The 19,291-nt window shown below is 53.5% G+C and carries 13 protein-coding genes and 1 tRNA gene; 6 read left to right on the plus strand and 8 right to left on the minus strand.

All coding sequences use genetic code 11. The annotated features are described in order from the left end of the window. Window positions 1-408 precede the first annotated feature (408 nt). Entirely contained in the window at window positions 409-1,566 is a 1,158-nt protein-coding gene (locus tag ACIQ2T_RS02355) for a CapA family protein (RefSeq protein WP_397589406.1), read from the minus strand. A 155-nt stretch (window positions 1,567-1,721) separates the two neighbouring features. Between ACIQ2T_RS02355 and ACIQ2T_RS02360 the strand changes: the two genes are divergently transcribed. The 5 genes from ACIQ2T_RS02360 to ACIQ2T_RS02380 all read left to right on the plus strand — a co-directional run bounded on the left by ACIQ2T_RS02360 (window position 1,722) and on the right by ACIQ2T_RS02380 (window position 9,618). After that, complete coding sequence (locus ACIQ2T_RS02360; RefSeq protein ID WP_397589407.1) at window positions 1,722-4,607, plus strand: TonB-dependent receptor; 2,886 nt, start codon at window positions 1,722-1,724, stop codon at window positions 4,605-4,607. Between the two features lie 82 nt (window positions 4,608-4,689). Continuing rightward, window positions 4,690-6,228 carry an AbgT family transporter gene (locus ACIQ2T_RS02365; RefSeq protein WP_397589408.1) on the plus strand — a complete coding sequence of 513 codons (1,539 nt, stop codon included), beginning with the start codon at window positions 4,690-4,692 and terminating at the stop codon, window positions 6,226-6,228. An 8-nt stretch (window positions 6,229-6,236) separates the two neighbouring features. Next, on the plus strand, window positions 6,237-8,066 hold the full coding sequence (locus ACIQ2T_RS02370) for a CocE/NonD family hydrolase (protein ID WP_397589409.1): 1,830 nt from the start codon (window positions 6,237-6,239) through the stop codon (window positions 8,064-8,066). A 2-nt stretch (window positions 8,067-8,068) separates the two neighbouring features. Beyond that, window positions 8,069-9,028 carry a LysR family transcriptional regulator gene (locus ACIQ2T_RS02375; protein WP_397589410.1) on the plus strand — a complete coding sequence of 320 codons (960 nt, stop codon included), beginning with the start codon at window positions 8,069-8,071 and terminating at the stop codon, window positions 9,026-9,028. Window positions 9,029-9,411: 383 nt separating this feature from the next. Continuing rightward, complete coding sequence (locus ACIQ2T_RS02380) at window positions 9,412-9,618, plus strand: hypothetical protein (RefSeq protein ID WP_397589411.1); 207 nt, start codon at window positions 9,412-9,414, stop codon at window positions 9,616-9,618. Between the two features lie 78 nt (window positions 9,619-9,696). Here the strand turns inward: ACIQ2T_RS02380 and ACIQ2T_RS02385 are convergent. The 5 genes from ACIQ2T_RS02385 to ACIQ2T_RS02405 all read right to left on the minus strand — a co-directional run bounded on the left by ACIQ2T_RS02385 (window position 9,697) and on the right by ACIQ2T_RS02405 (window position 15,527). After that, a tRNA-Asn gene (locus tag ACIQ2T_RS02385) sits at window positions 9,697-9,771 on the minus strand. A gap of 74 nt (window positions 9,772-9,845) precedes the next feature. Then, entirely contained in the window at window positions 9,846-10,622 is a 777-nt protein-coding gene (locus ACIQ2T_RS02390; RefSeq protein ID WP_315471302.1) for an NAD kinase, read from the minus strand. After that, window positions 10,619-11,605, minus strand: a complete 987-nt coding sequence (gene moaA / locus ACIQ2T_RS02395) for a GTP 3',8-cyclase MoaA (RefSeq protein WP_397589412.1) — start codon at window positions 11,603-11,605, stop codon at window positions 10,619-10,621. Before moaA ends, ACIQ2T_RS02390 begins: the two co-directional genes overlap by 4 nt. A gap of 167 nt (window positions 11,606-11,772) precedes the next feature. Continuing rightward, entirely contained in the window at window positions 11,773-15,243 is a 3,471-nt protein-coding gene (mfd, locus tag ACIQ2T_RS02400) for a transcription-repair coupling factor (RefSeq protein ID WP_397589413.1), read from the minus strand. Further along, window positions 15,240-15,527: a succinate dehydrogenase assembly factor 2 gene (locus ACIQ2T_RS02405; protein WP_315471305.1), complete on the minus strand. Its 288-nt coding sequence runs from the start codon at window positions 15,525-15,527 to the stop codon at window positions 15,240-15,242. Before ACIQ2T_RS02405 ends, mfd begins: the two co-directional genes overlap by 4 nt. 60 nt (window positions 15,528-15,587) lie before the next feature. On the opposite strand from ACIQ2T_RS02405, the gene recG reads away from it, so the two are divergent. Further along, the gene (recG, locus tag ACIQ2T_RS02410) at window positions 15,588-17,648 is read left to right on the plus strand and encodes an ATP-dependent DNA helicase RecG (protein WP_397589414.1); all 2,061 of its coding nucleotides are present in this window, start codon (window positions 15,588-15,590) and stop codon (window positions 17,646-17,648) included. Here the strand turns inward: recG and ACIQ2T_RS02415 are convergent. Continuing rightward, window positions 17,645-17,968, minus strand: a complete 324-nt coding sequence (locus ACIQ2T_RS02415) for a PilZ domain-containing protein (RefSeq protein WP_397589415.1) — start codon at window positions 17,966-17,968, stop codon at window positions 17,645-17,647. The two genes, recG and ACIQ2T_RS02415, sit on opposite strands and share 4 nt — an antisense overlap. Before the next feature lie 94 nt (window positions 17,969-18,062). After that, a complete protein-coding gene (tyrS, locus tag ACIQ2T_RS02420; RefSeq protein ID WP_397589416.1) occupies window positions 18,063-19,289 on the minus strand; it encodes a tyrosine--tRNA ligase in 1,227 nt (408 codons plus the stop codon). Window positions 19,290-19,291 lie beyond the last annotated feature (2 nt).

Below are 19,291 nucleotides of genomic sequence, written 5' to 3' on the forward strand. Positions count from 1 at the left end.
ATGGCCAAGGTGATCCCGATGCCGAGCCCCGCACCCGCCTGATCCGGAATGTAAGCCCGCGCGCCTGCATTCCAGACCGCCTAACAATCGTCACTACAGGCGAGTTTTTCAACAGAATAGGCCCAATTGACGACGTCCAGAGCGCACCAAGAGAATCCCGAAAGCCATGATTTGTAAAGGTCATCGCAAATGGCCGAATTTGGGCCGAGAGCGGAAGGTCTGCTTTTGCCATTGTAGCTGAACACTGCAGACGTGCGTTTCAGTAACTCAGTAGCAACGTAGATAGAACTGTTTAGAGATCGCCAGCATATGTCGAGGAATAACAATCGCGGTTTCTGGATGCAAAATCAGACTCATCAGTATGCTATATTCTGTCAGAATAGTCTTAATTTATACGAAAATCTTGCGCTATTTTCCCGCCATCGAGAGGACAACCCCATTCTGGCGAGGCCTCGCCATTGATTTAAGGCTTACGGTGTCGCCAAGTCGTTCACTTAACATTCTTACGCGCCCTAGGATGATTTCGGCACCATTTCCTTCGGCCAGCGCTGGACTGCCGCGTACGCGACGTCCGTTATAAATGAGGCCGCTGTAATCAAGTTGGACAGGCCATAATTTTGCTTGCGTCACCCGGCCATTTTCAATTTGGAGGTCAGCAACTAAGGATTGCCATGCCTCGGGTCCGTAGGCGTCGTCTGCCTTTTCCGATTGAAATATAAATGAGGATAGTCCGTGGAACAGAGGCGCACCTTTGTAATACTCGATACCTTGTAATTCTGGCACACCATGGGCAACGAAAGTGCATGCCCCTGCATCAATGGCAGCTTTCGCTAAAGCGCGCTGCCATATAGGGGTATCAGACTTTTGTTTTTCCCAATGATGATTATGCAAGTACGCAATTACCGCTGCGCCGGTGCTCGCAGCAATACGAATGGCAGCGAGGTAACGCTCTACATCTGATGGTGTAAGCGCACCGTCAGGCCCGCGAGCGAGCTCATTGACGCCGGGACGCGTTATAGTTGCCGCAGATCCATCGCGGATCGCGCCTGACGCTGCAGCGACAAGCGCGACTGTTCCGCGTCCTTTCAGGAATGCAGGCCTACTTGCGGCAGCGAGATCCCGGCCGGTGCCCGCGAAACTTAGGCCGCGTTCATCTAAAGCTTGGATAGTCGACATAATCCCACCCGTGTTTAAATCCCATGCGTGATTGTTGGAGGTAGCAAAAAGGTTCACGCCCAACGAGGTCAAGCAGTCTATAACTGAGGGATCACCTACATGAAGCACTTCGCTATTGGCAGGGCGCGTAGATCTGCCAGCTAAAGGCCCGGATATCACGGTTTCTAGGTCAGTGAAGACGGCGTCCTGACCGCGTAGCAACTTGCGAAAAGTTGCGCCATGCTGCCAACCGATGGCGCGAATATCGGTCTTGATGAGCGATTGGCCTAGCAAAGAAATACGCACTGGGCGCTTCGATTTCATCGCCGATGCAGCGACGGGCAGAAAAGTCACTGATATACCTGCGCCCAAAAATTGGCGTCGAGAATGAGACATAATTGGCAAGGTCATTAGCACCTCCGTCACACCATCATACAAAAGCGAGCAAAAAAAATCGCAAGGTCATGCAAGTTTGTTATGACCATATTCCGTCGGGTCATAAGCTTTTTTATATTATGCCTCGCCGCTATTGCCTAATCGTGACCGTAAATGGGGAATATTCTATCATGAAATCTGATCGCTCAGCAAAAACGCGCCGTCCTTCAAAAATAATGATCGCAGCTGGTATCAGCCTGGCAGCGTTAGCGTGGCCAACTATGCTCTCGGCACAGACCGACGAGGCGCCCGCAGCTGAAGCCGAAGCAGTGGCCGAGGACATCATTGTTACAGGTTCGCGTATCAACAGAAGAGATGCAGACTCTGTTGGACCGGTGCTGACGCTTACTTCTGACGACATTGCTAAATCAGGGACGTCATCGGTAGGCGAGTTGCTGCAGAAACTTCCATCCGCGGGTGTCAGCCTCAATTCGAACGGTACGCAAGGAACCTCCTACGGCGCGAGCTCGATCAATCTCCGCTATCTCGGTGGTGGTGAAGGCAGCGGCAATCGGGTCCTTGTTCTGGTGGATGGACACCGTTGGGTAGATGGAGTTGGCCAACGCGGATTCCGTGACTTCGTCGACCTTAACACAATGCCACAGGGCATGATTGATGGCATCGAGGTGCTCAAAGATGGTGCTTCTGCTATCTACGGCGCCGACGCCATAGCGGGTGTCGTTAATATCAAAACTGTTCAGCCCTTTGATGGATTGCGGGGGTCTGTCCGTGCAGGCGTCACCAGCCACAATGACGGCGCTGAATTGTCGAGCGTACTTACAGGTGGCAAGACATGGGAACGAGCATCAATTGTTCTGTCCGGCAGCTATTTTAAATCACGGCCCATTCGTACAGATGCGCGCGCGCTAACAACATTGACTTTGGTTCCCCAGACTGCCCTTGGAACCAGCCCGAATGGGCTTTTCATATTGCCAGGTCTCTCCAACAACACGTATTTTGGAACGCCTTCCGGCTTTGCGAGCAGTGCAAGTCCTGCAGTTTACATCAACACTGCGATTGGGTCTGGAAATTTAGCAGATAACGCATTTCGCCCCGGTGCGTTGCCCGGCGATTTTTTCAACACGCAGGCTCAGGGCATTTATTCAACTGGTCCTTCCGAACGCTTCGGCATTTACGGAAAGTTCGATTATGAACTGACCGACGAAGTCGCCCTTCGGCTCGAGGGCATATACAACCGTCGCAAGTCCAGTCAGCTATTCTCACCGGTGCTGCTTGACGTTGGTGGAAGCGCGGGAACGGTTCGCGGATTTTCTATTCCTAACAATCAAGTATTTAATCCGTTTGGCACAACAAACGGTGTTCCAACGGCGAATGCTCTGGCCTTCGCGTCAAATAGTGCTTGGCGGATCCGTAAGGTAATGACTGACGTCGGCAACAGAAACAATTCGCAGGATGTTGAGACCGTGCGGCTATCGCTTGGCCTCGATGGTACTTTCATGATTGGTGCGGGTGAATGGCGCTGGGACGTTTTTGGTTCCTATTCGCGCAACAGCATCGATACCATGGCGGAAAATGGCATCAATTATGACAATCTGTTTTTAGGCCTTGGTTCACCTACAACCTGTGCAGCAACGTCTGGCTGCGTCCCCATAAACTTGTTCTCACCGATGACAGAAGCACAGGCGGCTTATGTTCGTTACACTACGCGCGAATATAACCGAACAGAACTTTACAACGCGGCTTTTAACGTCACCGGCAATCTGTTTGAGTTACCAGCCGGCCCATTAGCCTTGGCTGTCGGCTACGAATACCGCCAGAACCGCGGGTTCGATGCGCCAGATGCATTCGTCAATGCGCCATCACGTTTTTTGTCTTCGCAATACACGTCTACCACTTCGCAAACGCGGACGACCACTGTCGGAAGCTATGATCTGCACGAGGGATATGCAGAGTTGAATGTACCTTTGCTGCGTGATCAGCCCTTGGCTGAGAGTTTGGAGCTAAGCCTTGCTGGACGTTATTCCGACTATTCAACTGTCGGAAGCAAAGTGACGCTAAAGGCAGGTCTCGGGTATCGCCCAATTCAGGACATTTTGTTCAGGGGAACCTATTCACAAGGGTTCCGAGCACCCTCCATACTCGAGCTTTATCAAGGTGCCCGTCAAACCAGCTTTCAAGGTGCCGATCCGTGCAATGGCGGCGCTAGTGTGAATGCGTCACGACCCGGATGCGCAGGCGTCCCCGCAGGTTACAATCAAGCCAACTTCAACCTAAATGGCTTGATACCGGGCGTAATCAGCGGAAATACATCGCTTAAACCTGAAACTGCAGACACGTTCAGCGCAGGCGTTGCTATTTCGCCTGACAGCATACCCGGCCTGTCACTAACAGTAGATTATTATAAAATTGAGATTAGCAACGCCATCGCATCTCAATCAGCGACGCAAATCTTGCAGTTATGTGCTGCACGCGGGGACGTCTTTTGTGACCTTGTGCGTCGAGATACAGGCACGGGGGCGATCCTCGAATTGCTTCAGGGCGCACAGAATTTGAATTCGATCGAAACCGACGGCGTTGATGCGACGCTACGCTATGATTTCAATACCAACGCTGGCCGTATTTCGGCAGTTGTCGATGCGTCTTACCTAAACTCTTTCAAAACGACTGCGCCTGACCCAGCAGGAGGGGTACCCATCGTCGATGAGCGTGCAGGTAAAGGCGACGCACCGCGTTCGACCTATCCGCATTGGAAGGGCCAAACGTCGCTTGGCTGGACCGGCGATTCAGTCGATGCGACACTACGTGCGCGGTATATTGGATCTTCGTCAGATGCCGTAAATACGGTGAAGAACAGCAAGACCAAAGCTATAGTGTACACGGATTTCGAAATGGGCTTCGTCGTCGCCGACGATGCAGCACGCTTCACCATCGGTGTGAACAACGTCTTCGACAAGGCTCCGCCCGCCTCATATGCAAATGCGCCCATCAACTATGATATTTATACATATGATGCGCGCGGCCGGTTTATTTACGCGGGCTTCAACATAAAAATGTGAATGAGGTGATCCCGGCCGCAGCATGATAAGCTACGGCCGGGCGATCTCGCCGCTCGTATCAAGGTTATAGGATATTAGAAAAATGCCAGCGGACATCGGTGCACGCAGTTGGCTCAATAGGGTTGAGCGTTGGGGCAATGCCTTACCCGACCCCGTATTCATATTCCTTGGTCTGATTGCTACCCTGATGTGCGCGTCAGTTGCAGCAAGCTACGTGCAGTGGCAGGCTGTAAATCCATTAACCGGAGAATCTGTCGTCGCAAAAAGCCTTCTGTCCGCAGACAATATCCGAAAACTGCTCACAGAAATGCCGGACACGATGGCACATTTCCCACCATTAGGCTTAATTCTGGTTGTGATGTTAGGCGCTGCGGTAGCCGAGCGGTCTGGTCTGTTCGCTGCGCTTATGTCGCGCGCCATGCGCAACATACCGGTCCGATTTCTGAGCCCAGCTATCTTTTTGATTGGCCTGTTTTCACACCATGCAGCTGATGCAGCCTACGTCGTGCTTATTCCCTTATCAGCAATTATTTTTGCATCAGCAGGAAGGCACCCACTTGCCGGTATGGCAATCGCCTACGCCGGCATTTCGGGCGCCTTTGCAGCAAATCTCGTGCCGGGGCAATTTGACGTTTTGATGCTGGGAATTACCAAATCAGCAACAACACTGCTAGTACCCGATCACAGTTTGAATCCTCTTGGAAATTGGTGGTTTACCGCAGCGTTGGGGATAATCTTAGTGCCGATCGCATGGTTCGTAAACGACCGTATCGTTGAACCACGCCTTGGAACATGGACCGGTAATGCACCAGGGGAAGACAGAACACAGGTTGCTAATCCTGTCGCCGACCGCCGGGGCCTGATGTATGCCGGGTTGTTTGCCTTATGCTTGGCTGCCCTGTTCACCCTTTTGGTAACAATACCCAATTACGCGCCACTTTTGGATGCAACAGCCCGAGGACCTGCCCGGATGCAGCCGTTTTATGCTGCCCTCGTCGCAGGGTTCATGCTGCTGTTTTTTGGCAGCGGCTGGGTTTATGGCGCAACCGTAGGCACCGTCAAATCACACCGCGATGTTGTGCGAATGATGAGTGAAGGATTAGCAACACTCGCCCCATTTCTAGTGATCGCTTTTTTTGCAGCGCATTTTATTGCCATGTTCAGTTGGTCGAACCTGGGACCCGTCATAGCAATCAATGGTGCTAACTGGTTGCGCACCCTTGAGCTATCGACACCCATGCTACTGATCCTGTTGCTGTTGATGTCTTCAGTTTTTGACCTTTTGATCGGATCGGCGTCAGCAAAATGGACGGCGATGGCGCCGATTGTAGTGCCCATGCTTATGCTGCTCGGAATATCGCCGGAAATGACAACGGCTGCATATCGAATGGGCGACTCAATCTTCAACATCGTCACGCCAGTAGCCTCAAACTTCGTCCTTGTGATGGTTTTGGCGCAACGGTGGAACAAGGATTTTGGTGTTGGATCGCTCATCGCTTTGATGCTGCCTTTTTCAATGGCGATCGGCCTGGTTGGCTTGTGCCTCGTTGGTATCTGGACGGGCTTGGAATTGCCTGTAGGCCCAAGCGCGCCTTCAACCCTCCAGCTGGCACCGCGGTGAGCGATATCGTGAGCGTCACCATTTTATCAAATGTCATGGTCAAAATGCGAGATGGAACGCGCCTTGCAACCGATATCTATCTTCCTGACGCTGATCACACGAAGCCGACCTCGGTTCTTTTAGAACGAACGCCATATGACAAGCTGGGGACCAACCATTCTGACTTTAGCATTCGTGACCCCAGACCACTGTCAAAGCCCGAGATCGCAAAGAAGTTTGCGGAAAGAGGATATGCATTCATCCTCCAAGATTGCCGCGGCCGGTATCGGTCCGAAGGCGTTTTCCAGAAATATTTGTGCGAGGCCCAAGACGGAGCAGACACCATAGACTGGATCATCAAGCAGCCTTGGTGCAACGGTAAGGTTGGCACTTTGGGCTTATCATATGGCGCACATGTGCAGGCTGCGTTAGCAAGTTTAGATCCCAATGGCCTTCGCGCAATGTTCTTGGACTCAGGCGGTTTCTCAAGTGCATATCATAGCGGGATCCGACAGGGTGGTGCGTACGAACTAAAACAACTAACCTGGGCAATGAAGCACGCACTGCTCTCACCCGAATCTGATGCAGATCCTGCACGACGTAGTGCGCTGGAGAAGGCGGACATCCGAGATTGGCTTAGCGTGGAACGATGGCGCAAGGGGCATTCACCGATCAGTGCAGCGCCTGAATATGAAGATTTCATTTTGGAGCAGTGGAAAAACGAGACCTTTACGGACTTCTGGAAACAGAGCGGTATTTACGCGCGAGGGGCATATGACACATTCGCAGATGTACCCATGGTGCATATGTCGAGTTGGTATGACCCATATGCTTTGACAGCCATCGAGAACTTTACGGAATTGTCTGCACGCAAAGTGGGGCCAATCAAACTTATCATGGGTCCGTGGACACACGGCAAAAGGTCGGTGACTTTTGCAGGCGACGTCGATTTCGGAGAAGTCTCGACGTTTGATGCGCAATTTGGTGATTATGTCGCGCTGCGTGCAAAATGGTTTGATTTTCACCTTAATGCTGTGGGTAGCGAACCACTTCCGCATTCTGTGTACTTTTTCCAAATGGGTGGTGGATCAGGCTGTCGTTTGCCCAGCGGACGGCTCGACCATGGTGGCCGATGGCAGATCGCCGAAAGCTGGCCTTTGGCTGAAACGACTATACACTCCTTTTATATACAGCCAGATGCATCTTTGGCTGAAGCCTCGCCACTCCAGTCGCATCAGTTCACTTATATCAGCGACCCTTATGATCCGGTGCCGACTATCGGCGGGCCTATTGCTTCGGGTGCACCGGTTATGGAGGCAGGAGGCTTTGACCAGCGCGAAAGGCCTGATGTCTTCAAATCCAGCCCCCCTTTTCGTGCGCTGTCCGATCGGCCGGACATCTTGATATTTGAAACCGATGTCCTGACGGAAGACCTGAATGTCACAGGTCAGGTTGTTGCAGATTTGTTTGTCAGTTCGAGCGCAGTCGATACTGATTTCACGATCAAAGTCGTTGATGTGTATCCACCGAGCGACAGCTATCCCGAAGGCTATGCGCTCAACATTGCGCACGGCATCCTAAGAATGCGGTTTCGGGACTCTTTTGAACAGCCGGAACCGATGGAAATCGGCGCGGTTTACCAAATCAGCATTCCTTCTTTCCCAATGAGCAATGCGTTTTGTGCCGGCCATCGCCTTCGGATTGAGGTTGCGAGCAGTAATTTCCCGCATTTTGATATTAACCCCAATACCGACTGGCGTGTGGAGGGCTTAACGCCATGCATAGCGCATAACAGCGTGCATGTTGGCAAACTGCATCCATCCACTATCTACATTCCTGTAATCCCTGCTACTAGGTAGCAATGCGTAAACCGGTTAGATCTGAAGTTGGCCAAGCTGACAAAGAAGTAAGTTTTCGTTCGCTTCGTGTTTTTGCGGAAATCATGCACACCGGGTCGGCAACTGCAGCCGCCAAGCAGTTGTCTCTCTCCCAGCCTGCGGTCAGTAAGCTGATTTCACAGTTAGAGACCAAGGTTGGATTTGACCTTTTCTATCGAGACCGCGGCAAACTCGTTCCAACAGCGGATGGAACAAAGTTAATGCAAGAAGTCGACCTGACGTTGGCCAGCCTTGATCGCTTTAACAGTCTGGTGCGTGACATTGCGGGTTATTCAGCGGGAACAATACGTGTCGTTGCACCGCCCAGCTTTGCCGAAGGCGTGTTGCCCGACATTGTTTCACGTTTTCGTGATCGCTTCCCGGGCGTAGAGTTCAGCATTGATTCGCGAAGCGTCGGCACCGCGCGATCCATGATCGCTATGCGTTATGTAGATTGTGGATTCGTCAAATTGCCAACGGACGAGACCGATCTTGAGTTAGATGAGATAGTTACCAGCGGATCGCTGTGCGTTATGCGAGAGGATCATCCGCTTGCTAAATATGCCAGCATATCGCCCAATGACATAGGGCTTCACCCATTAATTCTTTTGGGGGCGGGGGGGTATTGGCGCGCGCAAGTTGACGCAGCGTTTGCTTCATATGGCTTAAAACCGGTCGTTGCCATAGAGACCCACACCCATGGTTCGGCATGCGCGCTTGCTGGGCGCGGAAACGGATTAGCTATCCTCAACGACTTGCTTGTCCGGCCCTATATTCAGGCCCCGTTAGTTACCAGACCCTTCATCCCTTCCATTACGCACACATATGCGTTTGCGGTGTCCAACGTAGCAAGGCCATCACGATTGACAGAAGAGTTTAAAAAGGAGGCTCTGTCTTTTTTTCTACAACGACCGCAAAACTCTTCGAGCGCGGAGGGTAAGTAAGCTCCCTTTGGTAGACCGAATGCATTCGCTTTCGGCGTCTTTACAATTGTGGGTGGGTGTAAGACAGCCACCAACGCTCCAGCTGAACGAGCTTTCGAAAAGTGCGGTAACGGTTTTGAATGCGGCTGGTAAAGATTTTTGATATTCCTACTTGCAGGTACAGTTTATTCAATGTCAGCTTTCAGCGGCATCTGGCGGGAGCTGGAATGACTTACATTGGGCGCAAAGCTGTCGGACCGCTCGCAGCCAAATTGCAGCCATTCGCTTCAACGCCGATTACGATCATTTTTATCAGGCGAACCGGAGTTATTTTTGCCAAGCTAGAGTAACAACCGATTAAGGACCTGCTTGCCAATGTTCTACATTCGTTCCAATTACAGAGTATGCAACGCAAACGATTCGCCATTATTACCTTTGACCCCGACCGCGTTGGGAAACTTAGCTGGCAAGGTGAAGGCAACTCGCTCGCGTGGATTGTCTGGCGGGGTTTATGCGGTTGGACCTATCCAAAGGAACGCGGGATTATCAATATTACCCTGATGGACCAACTACCCGCTAAGCCGCACCCGTCGGAGGATTTGTTGGAGTAGAAAGTTTGAACTGTTACCCAGTTTGTTACCCTGAGATTAACATGCCAAACTAAATCAACCCGTAAGGTATTGAAAAAATGGCTCCCCGGGAGGGATTCGAACCCCCGACCAATTGATTAACAGTCAACTGCTCTACCACTGAGCTACCAGGGAATAGCCCGATAAACTCGGGCAGAGGCGCGCGTATAGCAGCGCTTTTTTGCTTTTGGCAAGCGCCCATTGCCGGTTCAGACAATAAATTGTTCCATCGCAATGCGGTCATCAAGGGCGTGTTCGGGATCGAACAATAATGTAAGCGCGCGGCTGCGGTCCAAGGCTACTTCGATCTGGGCGATATCGCGGATTTCGCGTTGGTCCGCCACGGCGCTTACCGGCCTTTTGCTGGCCTCCAAGATATTAATCCGGATAACATAGCGATCCGGCAAAATGGCACCTTTCCAACGGCGGGGACGAAACGGGCTTATAGGCGTTAACGCCAGCAGCGAGGAATCAAGCGGCAATATAGGCCCGTTCGCCGATAGATTGTACGCGGTTGAACCAGCGGGCGTCGAAACCAAAATGCCGTCGCAGATCAGTTCGGGAATGACAGCCCTATCATTGACGGAGATTTCAAGCTTTGCCGCCTGACGCGTTTCGCGCAACAGAGACACCTCGTTAATGGCGGGTAAGGTAAACTTCTGTCCGCTGATTGTCGTAATCTCGTTCGTTAACGGTCGGACCGAAAAAGACTTGGCGCGCTGAAGCCGGCTCGGTAGATCTTGCAAGTCCCATCCGTTCATTAAAAAGCCGATGGTACCACGGTTCATGCCATAAGCAGGAATATCGCGCCGGACTTCCAGTAACTGGTGCAGCACCTGAAGCATGTGACCGTCACCACCAAGCACGATAACCGCGTCGGCGCTGTCGAGTGGCACGAAATCATGAACTCCGCGTAATAGCGCCTCTGCCTCGCGCGCTTGCGGGGTTGCCGATGAAATAATGGCAAGCTGCATAAATTGGGTCATCCACCTGTTGCGTTCATATGGCGTGCGAGCCGCAATCCGGGCTGCGCAAGCTGGCTTTCAAATTCATGACGTTGGGGTTTAAGACGCAATGCCGTCTGAAGCAAATGATCGACATCAGATGGCACGCCATCGCGCAGCGCCTTGCGAAGGTCGACGTGTAGTTCCGAGCCAAGGCACATGTAAATCTTACCATCGGTGGTGAGCCGGATGCGGTTGCAATGGTCGCAGAAATTGTGGCTCATAGGCGTAATAAGGCCAAGCCTAAGCCCCAAAGTATCTACGCGCCAGTAACGGGCCGGGCCAGCGCTTTTATGCGCCAAAGGATGAAAGTCATATAGTGCGCGAAGTGGTGCAGTAAAATCATCCAGCGCAACGTAGCGCTCTTCGCGTTCCAATACGCCGGCACCCAAAGGCATGGTTTCAATAAGCGTAAGATCCAAGCCATTTTCGGCACAAAAATCGGCCATTGGCAATAACGCGTCTTCGTTTTCGTTCTTAAGCGCGACCATGTTGATTTTGACGTCCAAGTCATGCGCCCGTGCGGCGTGGATGCCAGCCAACACACTTGCAAGGTCGCCACCACGGCTGATCTGAAGGAAAGCGTCGGGTTTCAGGGTGTCGAGGCTGACATTAATCCGTTTCATTCCGGCAGAAGCAAGCAATGGCGCAAATTGCTGTAATCGGCTGCCGTTTGTGGTCATCGTCAGCTCGTCAAGGTTCCCTGCCTTTACATGTTGCCCAAGCGCTTCGATCAAGACTTCAATATCACGCCGCACAAGTGGTTCTCCACCTGTAAGTCGTATTTTGCGGATGCCATGCGCGATGAAGCGCTCTACCAACTCCGTGATTTCATCATAAGTGAGGAGATCGCGATGCGGCAGAAAAGTCTGCTGTTCGGGCATGCAATAGGTACAACGGAAGTTGCACCGGTCAGTCACGGATATCCGTAAATAGTCGATATTGCGTCCAAAACCGTCGATCATTTGCGCGATGTAAGCGCAAAAGCCTTTCGGGCAAAGCTGAATTAATCGGTGCCACCGCATGAACCAGTGACAATATGGGCGTTGGGCGTCATGAACCTTAGGTGGGAGACGATTATTTGGTGCCTAACGCCGGCGGATAGCTTCGAAGCGCTGGCCCGCAACCTCGTTTAACTGGATTTGCGCGCCAGACTGGCGAGGCCGCGTGACAACTGCAAACAGCCGTTCAGACGCGCTATAGGGTTGCCCCAAATGCGGTTGATCACCAGCTTGCTATCAGGACGAAGCTTCGCCGTTTGGCCAAGCTTGTCGACATACGCCAGTAATCCCGTCACGTTGGGCGGTGTATCCTGATGGAAGCTGACCAATGTCCCGCGCGCGCCGACTTCGATTTTTGCGACCTGCGCGATGAGCGCATTTTGCTTGATTTGGATAAGTTTGAGCAGATTTTGCGTAGGTTCGGGGATCGGACCAAAGCGATCGGTCATCTCTGCGGCGAAGCCTTCGACGTCTTGACCTTCTTCGAGATCGTTTAAGCGGCGATACAGCGCCATGCGGACCGACAGGTCGGGGACATAATCCTCCGGAATAAGAATCGGTGCGTCGATGGTGATCTGCGGCGAGAAGCTGCCGCGCGGTTTGGCCAGACCTTGCGCGCCAGCGCGGGCCTCCAAGATCGCTTCTTCAAGCATCGATTGATATAATTCAAAGCCGACTTCTTTGATATGACCTGACTGTTCGTCGCCTACCAGATTGCCAGCGCCGCGAATGTCGAGATCATGGCTCGCGAGTTGGAAGCCCGCGCCCAGACTGTCGAGGTCGCCCAGCACCTTCAGGCGTTTCTCAGCTGTCTCGGTCAGGACCCGATTGGGTTCATGGGTGAGATAGGCATAAGCGCGGGTTTTCGACCGGCCTACGCGCCCGCGCAGCTGATATAATTGTGCCAAACCAAAGCGGTCTGCGCGATGAATGATCAAGGTGTTCGCGCTTGGGATGTCGAGACCGCTTTCGACGATGGTGGTCGACAACAGCACGTCATACCGCTTTTCGTAGAAAGCGCTCATGCGCTCTTCAACTTGGGTCGGCGACATTTGGCCGTGCGCGGTGACAAATTTCACTTCAGGTATTTCGGTACGCAGAAATTCTTCAATCTCGGTAAGGTCGGTAATGCGGGGCACGACGAAAAAGCTTTGCCCGCCGCGATAATGTTCGCGCAAGAGCGCCTCACGCAGCACGACTGGGTCCCAAGGCATGACATATGTGCGCACGGCGAGCCGGTCGACTGGCGGGGTTTGAATGACGGACAGTTCGCGTAAGCCCGACATCGCCATCTGCAACGTCCGCGGAATTGGCGTCGCGGTAAGTGTGAGCATGTGCACATCGGTTTTGAGCGCTTTTAGCTGTTCCTTGTGATTGACGCCAAACCGCTGTTCTTCGTCCACGATCACAAGGCCGAGCCTTTTGAACTGAAGCGATTTTGCCAGAACGGCGTGCGTGCCAATGACGATGTCGACCGTTCCGTCGGCCAATCCTTCGCGGGTTTTCGTGGCCTCTGCAGTTGGCACAAGCCGCGAAAGCCGTCCAAGCTGTAGCGGCAGGTCACGGAAACGTTCGGCAAAGTTCGAATAATGCTGCCGCGCCAATAATGTTGTCGGGGCAATGATCGCAACCTGAAGACCCGCCATGGCCGCTGCAAAGGCCGCGCGCATCGCGACTTCTGTCTTGCCGAATCCAACATCGCCGCACACCAAGCGATCCATTGGTTTGCCAGCCGACAAATCCTGAAGTACTTCTTCAATTACACGAAGCTGATCTTCTGTTTCCTCATAGGGGAAGCGGTCAACGAAGCTTGCATAAGCAGGGCCATCAACCTCGATAATCGAGCCTGCCCGCAAGGCACGTTCGGCGGCGGTCTTGAGCAATTCACCCGCGATGGCACGAATGCGTTCTTTAAGCTTCGATTTACGCCGCTGCCATGCTTCGCCGCCCAACTTATCAAGCGAGACATGCTCGCTGTCCGAACCATAGCGTGAGAGGACATCAATATTCTCGACGGGGACATATAATTTGTCACCGCCCGCATAGGTCAGGGCAACGCAGTCATGCGGGCTGTTGCCGACGGGGATGGAAATTAGCCCTTCATAGCGCCCGATACCATGGTCTTGGTGCACCACTAGGTCGCCTGGGGTCAGCGCCGCCAATTCGGCCAAGAAAGCATCAGCGGATTTGCGGCGTTTCTGGCGCCGAACCAACCGGTCGCCCAGCATGTCCTGCTCGCTCAGGACGACGAGGTCTGGCGTGGTATAGCCATGGTCAAGCGGGAGCACGACCATTGCGGTTTGCCCCGCCGCAACTCCCAAGGCCTGTTGCCAGCTATCGACCAGGATTATGGTTGGTGCCTTATGGTCCGCCAGCAGCCCCTTTAAGCGTTCCCGCGCGCCGACGGAGTAGCTGGCGATCACTGTCTTGGTTTTGGATGCGTGGAGTGACTTAAGATGGGCAGCTACGGCTTCATAGACGTTCGTTTTTTGCGCCCGCTCTGGCGCGAAGTCACGCGCTGCGCCAATGCCAAAATCGATGATGCTGGCTGAGTCTGGCTGCGCAAAGGGTGTTAAAAGATGCGCAGCGTTATCGGCAAATAATTGGTCGAGTTCATCGCCGCTTAAATACAGCATTTCAGGCGGCAAGGGGCGATAGCTGCCAGGTTCAGCCGCCTGCGCCTTTACGCGATTTTCGTGATAGTCGGTAATGGCATCGAGCCGTGACTGGCCTGCAGCAATCGCGCCGCTATCGCGGATTATCAGGGCATCTGCACCAACATGATCGAATATCGTCGCCATCCGCTCTTCGAACAAAGGCAACCAATGGTCCATGCCCGACAGTCGGCGGCCTTCGGAGACAGCTTGATAGAGGGGATCGCCCGTTGCGGTGACGCCAAAGCGTTCGCGATAGCCCGTGCGGAAGCGCTTAATAGCCTCCTCATCCATCAATGCTTCGACGGCGGGCAAGATATCAAAATGTTCAACCTGATCGATGCTGCGCTGGTCAGATGGGTTGAAACGGCGAATACTTTCAATTTCGTCGCCGAAGAAATCGAGGCGCAAGCCAACTTCGCTTCCCGCCGGAAAAAGGTCGACGATGCTGCCGCGGATGGCAAACTCACCCGCGTCGGCAACGGTATCTACACGGAAATAGCCATTGGATTGAAGTAAGGACGCAAGCCGTTCGCGGCTTATTTCGCGGCCGGCGGCCAAACGCTCGCCAGTCTGGCGAATGCGAAATGGCGTCACATATTTCTGGATCACCGCGCCAATGGTCGTGACGACCAGCTGCTTCTTTTTTGCGGGCTGCTGAAGCGCCTGCAACGTTGCCATGCGTTGTGAGGTTACGGCCACCGATGGCGACGCCCGGTCATACGGCAGGCAATCCCAACCTGGGAGAATCAATATCTCAAGTTCGGGCGCGAAAAAGGGTGTCGCGTCTGCTATCGCGCGCATGGCCGATTCATCCGGCGCAATATACAGCGTGCGTATTTTTGCCGCCCGTGTCAGGTCGGCCAACAACAAGGGCACAAAGCCGTTTGGCACCGACGCAAGCGTTAGTGCTTGGCGGCTGTTTATGATCCGCTGCAGGTCAATCATGACTTGTGCGTGCTAAGCCCTTCAGGGAGCGAAATGAAATCAAGCTGCATCATCAGATCCATCAATGGGCCAGCAAAGGCAGGGTCGGGTTCTGCTGTGCCCAGCGCCCATGCCATGATGTCGACATCCTGTTCATCAATCAGCCGCTCAAACCATTCAAACTGTTCTGGTCCCCATTCAGCCGAATGATGGTCGAAAAATCCACCAACCATGGCGTCAGCCTCACGCGTGCCACGGTGGTGCGCACGATAATGCAATTTACGACGATAGGGGTCAGCGTCCATATCATGCATCCTTTAAGCTTCTGGTGGAATATGAATTACGGGTTATAAGCGGCCCTAGTCATGCGCCCCGATATACTCAATCCGTTATTTGCAGAAGTAAGTGCCTTAAAAGGGGTAGGTCCTGGTCTTGCCAAGCCGTTGGAGCGGCTTGGGCTGGAGCGGGTGAAGGACATATTATATCATTTTCCCAATAGCTGGACCTATCGTAAGGCGGTCTCATGCTTGGATGTCGCCGATGTTGGCAATAACATCATCCTCACTGTCTCCGTCATGGATCATCGGGCTGGTAGCAGTCCGCGGGCACCCTTGCGGATTTTTGCCGCTGATTCAGGCGGCAATTATATCACGCTCACATTCTTCGGCCGAAATGGTGGCTGGGCGCGAAAACAGCTTCCCGTCGGCGAGCAACGCATCATTTCGGGCAAGCTGGACCGTTATGGTGACGAATTGCAGATGGTGCATCCTGACCATGTCGTAGCAATTGGCAGCGACGCCTCGCCGGGCCTTGCCGAGCCTATTTATCCGCTGTCCGATGGACTTACCAACAAACGTATGGGGCAATTGGCAGCGGCGTCGTTTCAGGACGTACCCGATCTCGCCGAATGGATTGAGCCGACGTTGCTATCCAGTCGTGGTTGGTCAGGATGGTCCGCATCTATCAACTTAGTGCACAACAAGGATGACCAAGGCGCGCGGGATAGGCTGGCTTATGATGAGCTATTCAGCAACCAACTTGCGATGCGGCTGATCCGCGCGGCGATGGACAAACGCACGGCCGTGCCGATACGTGGGGACGGCTCTTTGGTGTCAAAGCTGCAACTGCCGTTTGCGCTGACGGGCGCGCAGCAGCGTTCCATTGCTGAAATTGAGGGCGATCTGGCGCAGTCACGACCTATGCTGAGGTTGCTCCAGGGCGATGTTGGTGCGGGCAAGACGATGGTTGCGCTCATGGCGCTGCTGCGCGGTGTGGAAGCAGGCATGCAGTCTGCCATGTTAGCGCCCACCGAAATTCTCGCGCGGCAACATTATGCCAGCCTACAAAAACTGCTTTCAGGGCTCCCGATTAACATCGCAATCCTGACTGGGCGGGAAAAAGGCAGTTTGCGTGAGGCGACATTGATGGGGCTCGCGGATGGGTCCATCCATATACTTGTAGGCACCCATGCGATATTTCAGGAAGCTGTGACCTATAAGGCCCTTGCGGTGGCGGTCATTGATGAACAACATCGGTTTGGCGTGTCGCAGCGGTTGATGCTGTCACGCAAGGGCAGGGGCGTGCCACATTTGTTGGTAATGACCGCAACGCCGATTCCACGTAGCCTTGCGCTTGCGGCTTATGGCGAAATGGATAGCTCGATTTTGGATGAGCTTCCGCCCGGACGAACGCCAGTGGAAACCCGCGTAATGTCTCAAGACCGACTTGTCGAGTTGGTCGATGGCGTTGCGCGTCATCTCTCCGCAGGGAAACAAGCATTTTGGGTTTGCCCTTTGGTTGAGGAAAGCGACAAAAGCGATCTTGCCGCCGCCGAACAACGCGCGGAACAGCTTCGGTTGCGTTTTGGAGATCAGGTCGCATTGGTCCACGGACGGATGCGCGGGCCCGAGAAAGACGCTGTCATGGAACGCTTTGTTGCCGGCGAAACACGCTTGCTTGTCGCGACCACGGTTATCGAAGTGGGCGTAGATGTCCCCAATGCCAGCCTGATGGTGATTGAGGCGGCGGACCGGTTTGGCCTTGCGCAATTGCACCAGTTGCGCGGGAGGGTTGGCCGAGGGTCCGAAAAATCGGCCTGTATCCTAGTCCGCAGTCCACACATAGGCGAAACTGCGCGCGCGCGATTGGCGTTAATGCGTAAGACCAATGATGGTTTTCGAATCGCTGAGGAAGATTTAAAACTGCGCGGGGCCGGCGAATTGCTAGGTACACGACAGTCGGGCGAGAACCCCTTTCGCGTTGCGACGCCTGAACAAGTGCGCGCGCTGATTGGCGTTGCTGCCGATGACGCAAGGCTGTTGCTTGATCGTGATGGTGGTCTTGATGGGGCACGCGGCCAAGCGGCACGGATGGCATTATATCTATTTGAACGTGACGCAGGCGTCGCGACGCTGCGGGGCGGTTAGCCGGTTTTTGGACCAATCATATCCAGCAGCGCCAGAAAGTCGGGCAAGCGCAACACGCGTTCACACTGCAGCCCCACACGTTGTTCCACTGTCCACGTCACAAGTGCCTCAATCCGACCAATTACGGGTAACCTTAGTTCAACACGCTCCCCGCGCTGATAGCCGGGATTGCCATCGATCATAAAGCCATGTGCTGACACATTTACGATATGGCTCGTTTTTTCACCATGCTGCCGGCTCTCCGCAATCACCTTGTGGTTTGCACGATGACGAGCCTTGCTACGTAACTCCGCATCCGAATTTGGGGAGGCTTTCGCCATGGGTGGAACCCTCTTTGCTTGTTGATTGAAGCATCGGGTTAAGCCCAAGTTACGAATAAATAGTAAAGTTGCCGCGTGGGCAAGTCAGCGCCACTTAGATAAATTGTATTAAACCGTGTTTCTTCTTACCGGCCGAAATCTTAACGGGGGTAGCCTGCTGCGCGATCATGGCATCTTCGTCAGTCACGGCGTCTCCTTCGACGCGCGCACCGCCGCCCTGAATCATCCGGCGCGCCTCTTTTTTCGATGCAACAAAGTTCAATGCTACCAACGCGTCAATGACGGATATATCTCTGGATGCGTCAAAAGTAGGAAGGTCCCCGCCGCTTGCGCCCTCTTCGAATGTCTTACGCGCAGTCTCGGCGGCAAGTGCTGCAGCGTCGGTGCCCCGGCATAATTCTGTAGCCGCGTTGGCGAGGGCAATCTTCGCGGCGTTGATTTCCGAACCATCAAGCGCTTCCAGTCGTCCAATTTCGTCCATCGGCAGATCGGTAAACAAACGCAGGAAACGACCGACATCTCGGTCATCGGTGTTGCGCCAGAACTGCCAGTAATCATAATCGGGCAATTGTTCGCGGTTGAGCCATATCGCCCCAGAAACCGATTTGCCCATCTTGGAACCATCGGCCTTGGTAATGAGCGGTGTCGTCAGACCAAATACCTCCGCGCCATCCATTCTGCGGGCGAGTTCAATGCCGTTGATTATATTGCCCCACTGGTCCGAGCCGCCCATTTGCAGGCGTACCCCCATAGTCTTGCTAAGATGACGGAAGTCATATCCCTGCAATATCATGTAGTTGAACTCAAGGAAGGTCATGGGCTGTTCGCGGTCAAGCCGCAGCTTCACCGAATCGAAGGTGAGCATACGGTTAATCGTGAAATGCGTTCCGACCTGTTGCAGCAGTTCAATATATCCGAGTTGTCCAAGCCAATCATGATTGTTGACCATCACGGCGTCCGTTGGACCATCACCAAATGTCAGGAAACGTTCGAAAGCGGTGCGGATGGAAGAGATGTTCGACTCGATTGTCTCATCGGTGAGCATCTTGCGCACCTCGTCCTTGCCCGTGGGGTCACCGATCCGCGTTGTTCCACCGCCCATGACGACCACTGGCTTATGCCCTGCCTGTTGCAATCTGCGCAGCAGCATGATTGACACGAGATTGCCGACATGAAGCGATGGCGCGGTCGCGTCGAAGCCGATATAGGCTGGCACAATCTCTTTAGATGCCAATGCGTCAAGCGCTGTGGCATCCGTTGTCTGGTGAATGTAGCCACGTGCATCGAGCAGGCGAAGGAGATCGGAAGTATAAGCAGTCATAA

Source organism: Sphingorhabdus sp., assembly GCF_044357595.1.
Classification (GTDB): domain Bacteria; phylum Pseudomonadota; class Alphaproteobacteria; order Sphingomonadales; family Sphingomonadaceae; genus Sphingorhabdus_B.

Bases quoted from the DNA above. Each gene is read 5' to 3' on its own strand.
- tyrS (WP_397589416.1), bottom strand. From the start codon at position 19,289: ATGACTGCTTATACTTCCGATCTCCTTCGCCTGCTCGATGCACGTGGC.
- ACIQ2T_RS02355 (WP_397589406.1), bottom strand. From the start codon at position 1,566: ATGACCTTGCCAATTATGTCTCATTCTCGACGCCAATTTTTGGGCGCA.
- mfd (WP_397589413.1), bottom strand. From the start codon at position 15,243: ATGATTGACCTGCAGCGGATCATAAACAGCCGCCAAGCACTAACGCTT.
- ACIQ2T_RS02390 (WP_315471302.1), bottom strand. From the start codon at position 10,622: ATGACCCAATTTATGCAGCTTGCCATTATTTCATCGGCAACCCCGCAA.
- recG (WP_397589414.1), top strand. From the start codon at position 15,588: ATGCGCCCCGATATACTCAATCCGTTATTTGCAGAAGTAAGTGCCTTA.
- ACIQ2T_RS02360 (WP_397589407.1), top strand. From the start codon at position 1,722: ATGAAATCTGATCGCTCAGCAAAAACGCGCCGTCCTTCAAAAATAATG.
- ACIQ2T_RS02365 (WP_397589408.1), top strand. From the start codon at position 4,690: ATGCCAGCGGACATCGGTGCACGCAGTTGGCTCAATAGGGTTGAGCGT.
- ACIQ2T_RS02380 (WP_397589411.1), top strand. From the start codon at position 9,412: ATGCAACGCAAACGATTCGCCATTATTACCTTTGACCCCGACCGCGTT.
- ACIQ2T_RS02415 (WP_397589415.1), bottom strand. From the start codon at position 17,968: ATGGCGAAAGCCTCCCCAAATTCGGATGCGGAGTTACGTAGCAAGGCT.
- ACIQ2T_RS02375 (WP_397589410.1), top strand. From the start codon at position 8,069: ATGCGTAAACCGGTTAGATCTGAAGTTGGCCAAGCTGACAAAGAAGTA.
- ACIQ2T_RS02405 (WP_315471305.1), bottom strand. From the start codon at position 15,527: ATGGACGCTGACCCCTATCGTCGTAAATTGCATTATCGTGCGCACCAC.
- moaA (WP_397589412.1), bottom strand. From the start codon at position 11,605: ATGATCGACGGTTTTGGACGCAATATCGACTATTTACGGATATCCGTG.